The organism is Bacillus sp. 11C, assembly GCF_055486375.1.
Map to the genome: position 1 here is coordinate 358,870 of NZ_JBUPVZ010000002.1, position 13,754 is coordinate 372,623.

Here is a 13,754-nt window from a genome sequence, read left to right on the forward strand (position 1 = left end):
TTACTAATAACAATAGTTATCTGAAAACTATTTTTGTAGTTCCTCTTCAAAAGATAAATTTACCGGTTCATCTAAAAGTTCTCCCGGCATTTCAAGGTTTGTTGAAGGAACGCTCTCATCTACCTCTTCAAAAACAACATGATCCATCCACACCTGACCCGGCCCAGATAATTGGACACCAAAGGATATCACAGCGCTATTTTCAGGGACATCTAAAACAATAGCATAATGATTCCAATTGGTCGTTCCGGTAATAGGTCTGTTGCTCATATTGTCAAATTGGAGAACATCATCAGCAGCACTGTCAACCCGCATCCAAAGCGAGGCGAAATGCTGCACTTCTTTTGTTTTGATAAAACTTGATAGACGAAGCCTTTTTCCTAGATAGCGATCTGCTTTAAATTGCTGCATCATCGTCGCAAATTCACCGATATCCTGCACCATCATTGATTTTAAATACCCTGAAGCTTTTCCCTGATGTACATTTTCCCGGTCAACTCCCATTTCGAATTGGAACGGATGGCTCCCGCTCAAAACCCAGCCCTTCATTTTTTTCTCCATGTAAGATTCCTCCTTTTTTGAAGTAAAACGCTTCATAAATGTTCGATATGCGCCAGGCGGCATGTGATACAGCTTTTTGAACGTCCTCGTAAATGCTTCTTGAGATTCAAACTGATAATGCAAAGCAATATCAATAATACGAAGATCTGTATAAAGCAAAGCTGCCGCTGCATTCGCAAGACGCCTTAACCGAATATAAGAAGCAACCGACATGCCGACTTCTTTTTGAAAAATCCGATGAAAATGGAATTTTGAAAAGCCTGAAACGTTTACAATATCCTCATTTGATATTTGCTCATGTAAATGTGATTCAATCCAATCAATCGTTTTCTGGACAGCTTTTTCATAGTACATTGCACGCTTCAATCTCCTTTCTTTTTTAGAATAATGGATCACGGCTTATATGTTTTGATGATTTTTGCGATATGTAAAAATCCCCTGTTTACCCAGGGGACGCCGCTCACTTGATAATGACAGATGGCGTGATATGCTCCAGCCAAATGACACCGTCATATTGTTCCTTTAGGATCATCCGCTCTTCCATGAACCCCCAATAGAGTGCTGTCCGCGGGGTATACATCCACGAAGTGCCTTTCTTGTTTTTTGTATGGAGAAAATCAACAAACACAGCTGGATGGTCCGCAGCCTTCAGCAAAGCTTCGAGACTTCCAGTCGGCGGCGGGCTTGTGACCGGCGTAACGGTCTTATTGTCTGAGCTATCAAGACTGGCGCCTGAATATGCATAAATGCCAATCGTATATGTTTGTTTTTTCAGCCGCTCCGGCAAATAATCACCCATATTAGGAGTGTTCGCCTGTGTCATATCCTTAATCATTTTCGTATTCTGTTTGCGGAGATGGTAATTGTGGCCCCAGACAATGATTTTCTTTTTCGGATAAAGGGTTTCCGCTACCCACTGAAATTGTTCAGCCATCATGCGGTCTCTTAAAACGAAAGGAAACTCCTCTAAATTCTCCGGATAATCCTCTAGCTTTTGTTTCATTTCTTGAGGCATATACGTTTCCATTACGTCAATTCGCAGCTGGAGAGAATGCATAAACATCTCATAAGCTTTCGGCTCTTTCGGTAGTTGTGCTTTTAACTTCGATGCATGTGTTTCTGCGAATTGAATAAGCTCACCGTAGTTTTTCACCAGCACTTCCTTCTTTTGCGTAAATTCCTCAAAGGTGCTACTGCCAGTCACCAATTCTAAAAAATCGTTTTCTGATTGGGAAAGCAGCTCAGCTTTTTCCGGGTTCACCGCCTTCACCCATTGATTCGCATTATCATTAAATGAATCTTTAAGGCTTTGAATATCAAAACCGGTCAAGATAAGCGGATCGCCTTTCTCTTTTTGCTCTTTCATGTAATCAAACAGGGCAAGAACATCTTCTGTGTGCCAAACGGCGTAAATGGAGTTTTTCATCGTGCTCTTAGAGGTGGATTGGCCCATATTAAGGTAGGATGTATTTGTATCCGAAAATCCGGACTCGAATGCCAAAACATCATATCCTAATTCTTCATGGAGGTATTTGATCATGCGGACCTTTGTTGCATTGATTTCACCAGCGCCGTGTGTGGTTTCCCCTAACTGAACGATTCGTTTTCCCTTCAGCACCTTCTTCAGAAAGCGAAGGTCTTTGTTTGAAGCATCGGAAGAATCCAGTGAACGCGCATGTCGTTCAATCCAGCGCTCCCAATGTTTTTCTTCAGAAGCAGCACGGGCTGAGGCTGAAAAAGAAGAAAACACCAGACAGACAATCAGCAACGGCAGAGCCGTTTTCACTATCATTCGTTTCAATTCTATCTCTCCTTTTCTGCAAGGTTCTCTAGTAGTTACGAGATAGATATAGAAAAAGTTTCCTTTTCCTGCCGACAAAAAAAGCTTCTCTATTAAAAGAAGCTTTCACTGGATTCTCTCATCACCTGCTGAAAGTAAAACCGATACGTATTACGTAAAAATGTTTCTACTGGAAGCTGCACATCCGCTTGGTATTTGCTGATGATAAACGGAAACCGCTCGATTCCTTTCTTGTGCAGGTCGCTCGCTAGTGCCTCATCCGTTGCCATTTCTTGCAGAATCAATTCAACGATCGGCCAACACGCCTCCCGCACTTTCCTCAGGACGGCTTCATCTCCGGTTTTCTGATAATCTGTGATCCAGCTGGCGATTTGTTTCTCCATGAGTCTCACTTCCTTCCAAAAAAAGAGGCGCTTCGTTTAGACAAGCCCCTCTTTTTACTCTTCGTAACCTATCAGTTCTCCGACTTGGACTTCCTGGCCTTCTGTTAAATTGGCGGCCGGCTTGAACGCGTCTTTTTCAAAAATCAAAATGACGGTTGAGCCGAATGAAAAGTATCCCAGCTCCTCGCCAATCTTCAGCTCATCCCGGGTACTCGTCTGCACGATAGAGTTAATATTCAACGCGCCGACAGGAATCATCAGGACACTTCGACTGCCGCCATTCAGCTCGTATACAAAGCGATAATTTTTCGACAGCACATCTTTTCCGTATTTTAACCCTAATTGATTTACCGGGTATGAACGATTTCCGAGCTCGGCCAGCTTTTGATACCTGCAGCTGATTGGGGAATGGAAACGGTGATAATGCCGCGGGCTTAGATACAGCACGACGAAGTAACCGCCGTTGTATTGATGGTCCGCGCGTTTACAGCCGGTCAGCTCAGCGAATGAATAATCTTTCCCCTTTACCGTAAAGGTTTGATTCGGGTTGATTTTTCCCACCGTCTGAACCACACCGTCAACAGGGCTGACCACCGCCTGCAACTCTTTTGAAACAGGGCGCCGCTCCAGATTAATATGTCGAATGAACAATTCGGAAAGCGAACCATAATCAGCGGCCGTACCGTCAACATCATCCCAATTTAGCTTGAAATGCTTTGAGAAAAGCGGAATGACCGGTTTGCTGATTTTAGACTCGCAAAATCCTTTAATCAGATAGGATGACAAACGATGATTCGTCAGCTCTATCAATGAACGATACAGAATCTTTACAGCTGTGTTAAACATGAATAATCCCTATAACCCTTCCGATTGTAATAAAAATAAAGCACCATAAAAAGGCGCCGATTGCCGCAAACGCAATATACGTTTTCAGCTCCATTTTGCCGATTCCCGAAAAGTAGCACGTCATATGTCTGACGCCGGGTATGAAATAACCTAAAATAAGCGAATATGGACCGTATTTCTTCATCCATTTTTCCACTTTCATCATTCTCTTTTCTTTTAATCCGACCCACTTGCCGTACTTGTCGATAAATGGGCGACCGGCTTTTCTGCCGATCATGTAGCTGATCAGCATGCCTGACAAAGCCCCGACAAAACTGATGAATATCGAAAACTCATAATTCAGCACGTCCGTATGCGTAAAGTAGCCCACGACAGTCATCATCACTTCATCCGGTATCGGCAATCCAACAATCCCTAATACGAGCATCAAAAAAATAGCGAGATAACCGTAATCCGCTATGAGCTGCTGAACTAATTCCATCTCCCGGACTCCAAGTTTTCTGCCGCGTGTTTTTTAAAATGAGGAAATTTAATTTTGCTCACCATTAAATATGAAAGTCCGCAAGTGCCGATCGCCAGCAGGATCGGGTTATAGGTAAAGCTGAGAATCACAAGACACATGCCCGCAAATGGAATCGGCATTCCGATAAATGTCGGAAGCTTACTTTGTTCAATGTTAAATTTAGAGAGGCGAAGCATTCCGCAAATGCTGTACGTCAATGCGCATAAAATCCCGATAAATGGAAGAGAGTATAATGCGACACTGTAAGCAAGCATTGAAGGAGCCACGCCAAACGTCACTAGGTCGGCAAACGAATCCAGCTCTCTTCCCATATCCGAAACGGCATTCAGCTTACGTGCAGCCATCCCGTCAAAAAGATCGAGAAGCATGCCGGTGAAAATGAAGAGCACTGCTGAATGAATATTGTGATATAACAAGGAATGAATCGCCAGCAGTCCGCAAATAAAATTTCCTATCGTAATCATACAGGGGATATAATTCACAGTGTAACCAAACCTCCAATTGTAAAACCATCTATCATTATTCGACGTTATGGATCGAATAGCGTTACAGGAAAAATTTTCTCTATTAAGCATGATAACATAAAATGCCCTGCAAAAAGCAGCATTCAAATTCTATTATTATACAACATTTGTTACCTTTTGAACAATGAATGCCATTCTTTTCATGTTTCTGACAATTTTATTCTCCGCTCAAAAAGGACAAGACTCGTTGATTGACGTACTCTGGCTGCTCTAGAGATAACAGATGCCCGGCGTTCTTCACGATTTCAGCCTGAATTCCCGGCACCAATATTGAAGCCCGCTCTAAAGCCATTTGCTGATGGCACATGACCTCGTGCTCACCGAACATCAGCAGCATCGGGACCGCAATCGATTTCAATTCCCGGTCTGTGAACACGTACGGAAAGCCTTTTTCTGTCGGTTTCAGGCTTCTTTGTTCATCCTGCCATTCCACACCCGCCACAATTTGTCTTTGCAGCGCAGGATGCAGATCATAACGGCTAGCCGTGATCCACTCGATATAGGCCTCAGCCCCTCTTGCCCCCGTAAGACCCGCAGCAAATTTATAGACATCTGGATGAAATGAAATAAATGCTTCAGCAGGACTCATCACAACCGCCCGCTCTACTCTTTCAGGCGCTTGGAGCAAAAAATTCACGATATGGGAACCCCCCAGCGAGAGGCCTGCCAAGTGTGCGGTCTCAAGTTCAAGCGAATCTAAGACGTCTTTCAGCCATTCTGCGCAATCTGCTCTCGTATCCAGAGCAGCTGATGGTATACTTTTGTTTTTGTCTCCTATTATATCGACCGCATATGTACGATATTGACTGCTCCACGCCGCGATATTCGGATACCACATAAGAGAGCTGAAGAGCCCCCTGTGAAGCAAAACGAGCGAAGGTGCGTCCTTTGGCCCACTTGCAATGATATGCGTTTTTCCATAACGAGTAGAAACATAGAATGCTTCCGACTCAATCGGCCACAAAGAAAGGCTTTGATCATATGCCTGGTAAAAGCTAAGACTGCTTTCAGCCGCGGCAGGCTGCATCGAATATTGTGTCATTTTCTTCTTTTTCCTCCGGGTTGATTGATATAAAAATCAAGGATAATGCCCCTTTTGTCTCGTAAGAAAAAATACCTATTTATGATTATCTCATATTATAAATTTCCAGTATATATATATAGTTTGGCTTTCTGTGATAAAAAAAGGCCGTTTCCTTGAAATCAAGGAAACCGCCTATTCTTTGAAAACTAATGGAATGACCTTATCTTTTTTATCCTCAGTTAATGAGATGTGATGGGTTACTGATTTTTCACCCTTCGTCAATGCGACTGAGTAGTCACCTTTTTTGCCTGTATCCCATTTGATGTCCCCATTTTTGTCTGTTTTACCAAGTATCTCGCCAATCTCTATACTCGGCTCTTGGTCTGAGGTTGGCGCTTCGACAATCGTCACTTGAACCCCTTCAACTGGCAGCCCCTTGGCATCCTCCACATGAAGAGTGACAGGTATAGCGGTTTCTTTCTGAGCAGAATGCGTCTGTGAACTGCATCCGCATAAAAACAAAATAGACATGAAAATAGCTAATTTGCTGTATTTATTGATTTGCCCAATATTGAATATTATTGAATACATCGTTCGTCACCCTTGTTCCCAAGTTATATGACGATCCCCCGTTCGTGTGAATCGCAATAGCTGTCTGTCCTGTATCACTGTAGTTTCGATACACAGGCGAGCCGCTTTGGCAGCCGTACGTATCAGTTGTATAGGTCAGCTTATACGTTTCAGCGGATCGAATCGGCTTTGTACCAGACCACATCGTGCCAAATGTTTTGTCACACGGGAATCCTGTCACTGACGAGGAAAGACCCACGGGACTGCTGCTGTTTGTTGTCCGGTAGCCGTACCAGCCAACCGTGTTTCCAGGAGAACCGTTTAATTTAACAGCTCCGTAATCATAATTGGTATTTTTGCTATCCGTCCATCCTTTGACGGAGTAAAACATCGTGCCAGAATAAGTTCCATACGGATATGACGAACCATTGCGGCCCGGCGCGGCTGTTATCGTTGAAGCCCATCCGTGATCCTGGCTGTACACACAATGTCCAGCCGTTACGACAGTATTCGCATTGACTAAAAATCCGGTACATCCATAAGTGCTTGAAGTGTTGGGATACTTGATTGAAAGTTGAACAGTTGCTCTGTAAGGAAAAGAAGTAGTACTGGAGATTCTGGTGCGTTCATCGGTTCCGATGATACTTGAAGGCTGTAAGGCTTGAATGTCTTTTGCCAGTTCCGTGCTGCCGTATAACGATTTACTTGTTTTCCCGGTTCCTTCATAAGGGGCGGAAACCTGTTCTTCTTTTGATGGTTGATTTTTCGTGGCATCAGCTTCTTTACCGGTATTGGAAACAGAAGTTTGCGGATTCTCTGCCGCTTTGGCCGGTGCGCCGAAAGATACCGCTGCTGCCAATGCCAAACATAAAACCGTTAAACCAGCGAACCATCTTTTTCTGAATGTTGAAACTAATTTCATTCTAGCCATCTCCCTCCCTTTGTGTCAACCACTCTTATACATGGAAGACTTTTACATTATAATCACATTTCTGATTCTTATGATAAAACTTTTATGGAGGATGAAAAAACAGGCCTTGTACATGACAAAGGCCCGCTTAAACTCTACTTTATAGATAGCTGATCCAACGCTTTCTTTGCGTTCTCTCTCGCTGTTTCGACTGTATCTGCCCCAGAAAGCGCAACCGCCATACGGCGTCCGGCTTTCGTTATCGGCTTGCCAAAGACGCGAACTTGTGTCTTCGGTATTGCCAGCGCGTTTTCCAGGCCTTCAACAGTGTAGTCCGCTGATTCTTCCGGTGCTTTGAGGGGCCGGCTGGCGCCAGGAGAAAGCTGGGTGATTTCTGTAATCGGAAAACCGAGAATCGCCCGGACATGCAGCGCGAATTCTGACAAATTTTGCGTCACCAGTGTGACAAGACCCGTATCATGCGGACGAGGAGATACCTCACTGAAATACACTTTATCTTTCGCAAGGAACAGCTCAACGCCAAACAGACCGTATCCGCCAAGCTCATCCGTAATGGCTTTCGCAATATGCTTCGCTTCTACCTTTTGCTGCTCTGTCATATGATGCGGCTGCCATGATTCGATATAGTCTCCGTCCTTTTGCACATGGCCGATCGGCTCGCAAAATGTCGTCCCGTTGACCGCACGTACGGTTAAGAGCGTAATTTCTGATTCGAATGGAATAAACTCCTCAACAATCACGCGCCCGTTTTTCACCCGTCCGCCTTCCATCGCCGTCTCCCAGCAGCTCTCTAGATCCGCTTCAGAGCGGCACACGCTTTGACCTTTTCCAGAAGAGCTCATCAATGGTTTAACGACACAAGGGAAGCCGATCTGAGCTGCCGCTTGTACAAATTCTTCATATGTATTCGCAAATTCATAGCCAGCCGTCGCAAGCCCGAGCGTTTCCGCCGCAAGCCGCCTGATGCCTTCCCGATCCATCGTCAGCTTCGCCGCACGCGCATTCGGGATGACGTGAAATCCTTCCTCTTCAAGCTTCAGTAATTCATCCGTCGCGATCGCCTCAACCTCAGGTACAATCAAATCCGGCTTTTCTTTCTCAATGATGGTTCTGACCTGCTCCCTATCCAGCATATCAACGACATAGCTGTTATGCGCGACCTGCATCGCCGGAGCATGCTCATAACTGTCTACCGCCACCGTATGCACCCCAAGACGCTGTGCTTCAATCACTACCTCTTTTCCTAACTCACCTGAACCTAACAACAAAACCTTCTTCGATTGGTACATCTCTGCCCCTCCTATCTGTTTCCCAATCATTATAACTGAAATATTCGAAAAATAAATTTTTATTAAAAAAGACAAAATAAGAAGATCTTAATTTGCCTCATTAGAAAATATCCACAAGTATTGTGCAAATAAAGCTATTATCGAGGAATAAAAATCTTTAGATTCTTATACGAAAGCAGACCAATCACGGTCTGCTTTCTCTATTTCAAACAGCAACATCATACAAGAAATCCCCAAAAATCATGCTACACTTAATCCAAGACCACCACATCGACAGGAGGCATCCCATGCAAAACGAAACACGCACACTGCAGCTTGACCCGCACCTTCATATAGAAGCCTACCGCTTTAAGGGGATTATGCAAAAATTCCCGAACCACTTTCACGATTATTATGTGATTGGCTTTATTGAAAAAGGGCAGCGGTATCTGGCCTGTCAGGGTCAAGAATACGTCATCAATCCAGGTGATCTTCTCCTCTTTAACCCCCGTGACACGCATAGCTGTGAGCAGATTGACGGGCGGACGCTTGATTATCGGTGTATCAATGTGATGCCAGATGTCATGGAGAAGGCGGTGGAAGAGATTACTGGCACAGGACATCTCCCGTATTTCTCCCAGCATGTGTTATTCCGCCACGAGCTGACAGCCAGCCTGCAGGAATTGCATATGTTGATATCCAGAGAAAAGCAGGCTTTGCGCAAGGAAGAGCTGTTTCTTCACCTGCTGGAAGAGCTGATCCGCCGTTATTCTGACGTCACGTTCCTCAGCAGCATTCCCGAACCGTCCGACGAGGTCAAAATGGTTTGCGAATTTTTAGAAGAGCATTATGCCGAGAACGTCATGCTCAATGATTTGAGTGAATTAACAGGCTGGAGCAAATATCATTTATTGCGTTCATTTACAAACCAAAAAGGAATTACGCCTAATAGTTACCTGGAGACAATCCGGATTAACCAAGCGAAAAAACTCCTTGAACAAGGGGTCAGACCGATTGATGCGGCTTTTCAGACAGGATTCAGCGATCAAAGCCATATGACGAAGTTTTTCAAACGGCAGGTGGGCCTGACGCCGAAGAAATACATGAAGATTTTTGAAAAGGAGCTTCAAAGATGAGCACACAAAGAGAAACGGCCGGACATACCGCAGCCATTGCGACCATTCTGGTTTGGGGAACGACCTTTATTTCGACAAAGGTTCTGCTGACTGACTTTACGCCAATGGAAATATTATTTTACCGGTTTTTGATGGGCTTTATTGCTCTTATTCTCGTACGTCCCAAAATGATACCGTTCAAAAACTGGCGGCAGGAGCTGTTATTTGCCGGGGCAGGTTTATTTGGTGTAACACTTTACTTTTTATTAGAAAATATAGCCCTTACGTATACATACGCTTCAAATGTCGGCATGATCGTATCCATTATCCCGATGATCACGGCTGTACTGGCTCACTTTCTGCTTGAAGGCGAAAAACTGCGGCTGACTTTTTTCATTGGTTTTGGGGCGGCACTGATCGGGCTTTTATTGATTACGTTCAATGGCAATGTCGTACTGCGGCTGAATCCGTTCGGTGACATCATGGCAATCGGGGCCGCTATCGTGTTTGGAGGCTATTCGATATTCATGAAAAAATTAAGCGCTTACGACTTTCATATCATCGAGCTGACACAGAGAGTTTTTTTGTACGGTTTGTTGTTTATGGTTCCCGCTTTATTTTTGTTCGATTTTCATTTTGACCTGAGCCGATTTTCATCTGCTTCAAATGTACTCAACATGCTCTTCCTCGGCATCGGCGCTTCCGCCCTGTGCTTTGCCACATGGAATTACTCAGTCGGCGTGCTCGGCGCCGTCAAATCCAGCGCGTATATTTACATGGTCCCAGTCATCACAATCGCCGCTTCCATCCTGATCCTGCACGAAAACATGACCTGGATCGCTCTCGCAGGAGGTGCGCTTACACTTTTAGGCCTCTACATTTCAGAGCTGAAACCGAAAGCGAAGCTGGTGGAGAACGGATGTCATATGGATGCTTAACGGCATCTATTTTTTATTTTGTCCTACGTTTGCCACCTATAAATGAACGCGATCTCATGAAGGAGGAATCGAAATGGATGAAATGGTCTTTATCACTCAGCAATGGCTAAACAGTACGTACAGCGGAAAACATGGGTATACCCCAGTAGAAGAGAGCGGGAAAACTGGATGGGACACGATCTACGGCCTGACTCGGGCGCTTCAAATTGAACTGGGCATCTCGGAACCGGCCGATAACTTTGGTCCGACAACACAGCGCTTATTTAAACCTCTTAAAAAACAAGATCCAAATTCAAAACCAAGCAACATGAATTTTATTTTACAAGGCGCTTTATGGTGCAAAGGTTTTAATCCCGGCGGTTTTACAGGCGTCTTTTACGAACAAACAGAAACTGCGGTGAAGGAATTTCAGAAAGCGGCCGGACTGACAACACAGGATGGAATTGTCACCACGTTGATTATGAAAGCTTTATTGGACATGAGCGCTTTTAAACTGGTATCTGGGGGCGATTCAAGAATACGCCAGATTCAGCAAAATTTAAACCGAGACTACAATGACTACATCGGGTTGATGCCTTGTGACGGACTGTATGCCCGCGATACAAACAAAGCCCTTATTTATGCCCTGCAAAAAGAAGAAGGCATGAGCACAAGTGTCGCCAATGGATTTTTCGGAAACGGCACAACAAGTTTATGCCCTACTTTAACTCCCGGCGATTCAAGAACAGGCTTTGTCTTGATTGTTCAGTACGCTCTTTATTGCAACGGAAAATCGTTCGATCCCGGTGAATTTGACGGCAAATATGGCGTTGGTGTCGTTTCAGCCGTTAAAGCATTTCAAGAGTTCATGTGCCTGCCTCAAACAGGTTATGCCGACATGCCGACCATTAAAGCTTTATTATCAAGCTCAGGAGACACAACACGGACAGCTTCTGCTTGTGACACCGCCACAATTATAACGGCAGAAAAAGCTCAAACACTGCGGAATAACGGTTATAAAACGGTTGGAAGATATTTAACCGGGAATGTGCGGACAAGCACCGGCCTCACATCGAAAGCTCTAACGTCAGAAGAACTTTCAGTTATTTCTGATGCGGGATTAAAGGTTTTTCCCATTTATCAAGACGGCGGCTATGAATCTTCTTATTTTGTCAAAGACCAAGGCACAAGAGATGCATACAGCGCTGTTTCTGCGGCTCGAAGATTAGGTTTCCCGTCAGGTACGACCATTTATTTTGCCGTCGATTTTGATGCATACGATTATGAAGTAACCGATAAAATCATCCCATATTTCCAAGAAATCAAGTCAGCTTTTGCTAAAATGCAGACATTTTCAACCGCACCTAAATATGAAATTGGGGTTTACGGACCGAGAAACATTTGTAACCGTACATCAGAAGCAGGGCTGACAAAATATAGTTTTGTGGCAAATATGTCAACTGGATTCAGCGGCAACCTTGGCTATCCGATGCCAAATAACTGGGCCTTTGATCAATTCTATGAGGGAACAATCGGAAGCGGTTCTGGAAGCATCGGAATTGATAAAGACGGCTTTTCAGGAAGAGACTCAGGCGTAAGCCATGTAAATCCGCCGTCTGATCCGAAATATGATGCAAGACTGCGTACACTGACAGACATTTTAACTACCATTCCGGCTTTAGAAAATCTAACAAACCTCGCAAATGCGATGTTTGAATTTGATACGACAGAAACCATTTTTACATCACCTGAGTTGGATATTATTCTATCCACTTCACTTCTGGCAACCATTCCAAGTGAAGGATCACCAAATACGATTACCATTACAAACGGTAAACCAGGTGCCTATATCACAGGTTTACTGGGCGACACTCAAACGTCTCTCACTGCGTCACAAATCGACTCTTACCAAAACCTTTTAAACAGTCTCAGCTTATCAGTCCGTAATGGTTATTTGGAGATTTATGTAAATCCAACCGTTCAATCATTAAATATTCAAGTTAAAATCTATACCCCTGATATTCCAGTAGGTGACAGTGCTACAACTGGACTTACGACTACGATTACGTTTAAAATAAAGACATACAAGGGCGTACCAGTAACGTCTCCCGAGAGTGAATTAGCCTTAGATTGGCCGTCTTATGATCAATATTTATTCCCTGTTGTAGGTATTGCTGCACTTTTTCTAATTGGGAATATGGGCAGTGATTTAATGAACAATAAAGGAGTCAAAGCAGCCACCGCACTATCTGCTATGTTATTGGCCATTTTTGCCTACTATACTAGCTAACATCAATACAAAACTGCATGAACATAAGTTAAAATATGCTCATGCAGTTTTTTAGTTTATTTATGATCTTTTGGAGGTTTACCAAAAATGAAAAATGATCAAATAGTTTTTGAAAAAACAAGAACCATCGCTCATGATATCGATGAGATGCAAAATCAACAGGAGATGATAGATTATCTTTTTCGTCAAGATTCTCTTACACTCAACCAGTTGAAGCAATATTATTCTGAACCTCCCCTTCCGCTTCAGTTTCTAGTGAAAGTAGCAGTTTTATGCATGTTTATATCTATGACTTTAGCTTCTTTCCTTTTCATTCAAGCAAAAGAAGTCTTCACTAATTCTATTCTATCTGATATTTTACCTGCTGTATTTTCTATCTTCACAGTCATTTGTATCTTTATGGCTTATACCAAAGTCATAAAAAGAGGATATAAAAACAAAGGAGATGCATCCCTTATTCAACAATCTGAATTCCATGAGAAAAACAAGCTAATTAATACAATACTTTATAAAAAGTATAAAATGGATCAACAAAACATACAGGCTAATAAACCAACTGCCTCTGATAAAGAAGATTCAATGAATTTTAATGCTGTATTGAATCATGTACTTACAATTAGTAAAAATGATAAAGAGCTTTTGGGCTACTTAGATACAAAAGATAATGCTGTGCTGAGCCAATTAAAAGCATATTTTTCTGCTCGTCCATTTTCCCTTTCACAATATATGAGTTTGATGTTTTGCGGAAGTATAATTGTCATTTATGCAACTACTCTATTTTCAGGACAAATCAGTTACATTGACATACCAGACATTTTTATCTATCTTTTATTCATTATTTTCTTGAAAATCCTTATTGATTTGATAAAGCTTTTAAATATATCTAGAAAAGGACAATTACATACTGTTCTGCATTTTGCACAGAGAGCCGAATATTTGCGAATGAAAGGAGTTATAGATTTTATTCTAACTGAAAGATATCACAAAAAAATCCTTTAGTT

The 13,754-nt window shown here is 43.1% G+C and carries 14 protein-coding genes; 4 read left to right on the plus strand and 10 right to left on the minus strand.

The genetic code is table 11. The annotated features are described in order from the left end of the window. Window positions 1-27: 27 nt before the first annotated feature. The 10 genes from ACY3LV_RS04430 to purT form a co-directional block, all read right to left on the minus strand. Window positions 28-915 carry an AraC family transcriptional regulator gene (locus ACY3LV_RS04430; RefSeq protein ID WP_333561298.1) on the minus strand — a complete coding sequence of 296 codons (888 nt, stop codon included), beginning with the start codon at window positions 913-915 and terminating at the stop codon, window positions 28-30. A gap of 106 nt (window positions 916-1,021) precedes the next feature. Further along, window positions 1,022-2,362: an erythromycin esterase family protein gene (locus tag ACY3LV_RS04435; RefSeq protein ID WP_464863445.1), complete on the minus strand. Its 1,341-nt coding sequence runs from the start codon at window positions 2,360-2,362 to the stop codon at window positions 1,022-1,024. 92 nt (window positions 2,363-2,454) lie between these two features. Beyond that, the gene (locus ACY3LV_RS04440; protein WP_333561301.1) at window positions 2,455-2,745 is read right to left on the minus strand and encodes a hypothetical protein; all 291 of its coding nucleotides are present in this window, start codon (window positions 2,743-2,745) and stop codon (window positions 2,455-2,457) included. Window positions 2,746-2,799: 54 nt separating this feature from the next. Beyond that, window positions 2,800-3,591, minus strand: a complete 792-nt coding sequence (locus ACY3LV_RS04445) for a phosphatidylserine decarboxylase (protein ID WP_333561302.1) — start codon at window positions 3,589-3,591, stop codon at window positions 2,800-2,802. Next, window positions 3,584-4,072 carry a DedA family protein gene (locus ACY3LV_RS04450; protein ID WP_148962857.1) on the minus strand — a complete coding sequence of 163 codons (489 nt, stop codon included), beginning with the start codon at window positions 4,070-4,072 and terminating at the stop codon, window positions 3,584-3,586. Before ACY3LV_RS04450 ends, ACY3LV_RS04445 begins: the two co-directional genes overlap by 8 nt. Further along, a complete protein-coding gene (gene pssA, locus ACY3LV_RS04455) occupies window positions 4,063-4,596 on the minus strand; it encodes a CDP-diacylglycerol--serine O-phosphatidyltransferase (protein ID WP_333561303.1) in 534 nt (177 codons plus the stop codon). Before pssA ends, ACY3LV_RS04450 begins: the two co-directional genes overlap by 10 nt. A gap of 199 nt (window positions 4,597-4,795) precedes the next feature. Next, window positions 4,796-5,680 (minus strand): alpha/beta hydrolase, encoded by an 885-nt coding sequence (locus ACY3LV_RS04460; RefSeq protein ID WP_333561304.1) that lies wholly within the window; start codon window positions 5,678-5,680, stop codon window positions 4,796-4,798. Between the two features lie 174 nt (window positions 5,681-5,854). Further along, window positions 5,855-6,253, minus strand: a complete 399-nt coding sequence (locus ACY3LV_RS04465; RefSeq protein WP_148962854.1) for a YbfJ family protein — start codon at window positions 6,251-6,253, stop codon at window positions 5,855-5,857. Continuing rightward, window positions 6,216-7,154, minus strand: a complete 939-nt coding sequence (gene mpr / locus ACY3LV_RS04470; protein ID WP_148962853.1) for an extracellular metalloprotease Mpr — start codon at window positions 7,152-7,154, stop codon at window positions 6,216-6,218. Before mpr ends, ACY3LV_RS04465 begins: the two co-directional genes overlap by 38 nt. Before the next feature lie 143 nt (window positions 7,155-7,297). Beyond that, window positions 7,298-8,452, minus strand: coding sequence for a phosphoribosylglycinamide formyltransferase 2 (purT, locus tag ACY3LV_RS04475; protein ID WP_464863446.1), 1,155 nt, complete (start codon window positions 8,450-8,452; stop codon window positions 7,298-7,300). Between the two features lie 287 nt (window positions 8,453-8,739). Here purT and ACY3LV_RS04480 point away from each other — a divergent pair, with 287 nt between their 5' ends. From ACY3LV_RS04480 to ACY3LV_RS04495, 4 genes are all read left to right on the plus strand, one after another. Then, the gene (locus ACY3LV_RS04480) at window positions 8,740-9,567 is read left to right on the plus strand and encodes an AraC family ligand binding domain-containing protein (protein WP_464863447.1); all 828 of its coding nucleotides are present in this window, start codon (window positions 8,740-8,742) and stop codon (window positions 9,565-9,567) included. Continuing rightward, window positions 9,564-10,484, plus strand: coding sequence for a DMT family transporter (locus ACY3LV_RS04485; RefSeq protein WP_333561307.1), 921 nt, complete (start codon window positions 9,564-9,566; stop codon window positions 10,482-10,484). Before ACY3LV_RS04480 ends, ACY3LV_RS04485 begins: the two co-directional genes overlap by 4 nt. Before the next feature lie 73 nt (window positions 10,485-10,557). Continuing rightward, on the plus strand, window positions 10,558-12,753 hold the full coding sequence (locus tag ACY3LV_RS04490) for a glycoside hydrolase domain-containing protein (protein WP_464863448.1): 2,196 nt from the start codon (window positions 10,558-10,560) through the stop codon (window positions 12,751-12,753). Window positions 12,754-12,840: 87 nt separating this feature from the next. After that, the gene (locus ACY3LV_RS04495) at window positions 12,841-13,752 is read left to right on the plus strand and encodes a hypothetical protein (RefSeq protein ID WP_148962849.1); all 912 of its coding nucleotides are present in this window, start codon (window positions 12,841-12,843) and stop codon (window positions 13,750-13,752) included. The last annotated feature ends 2 nt before the right edge of the window (window positions 13,753-13,754 follow it).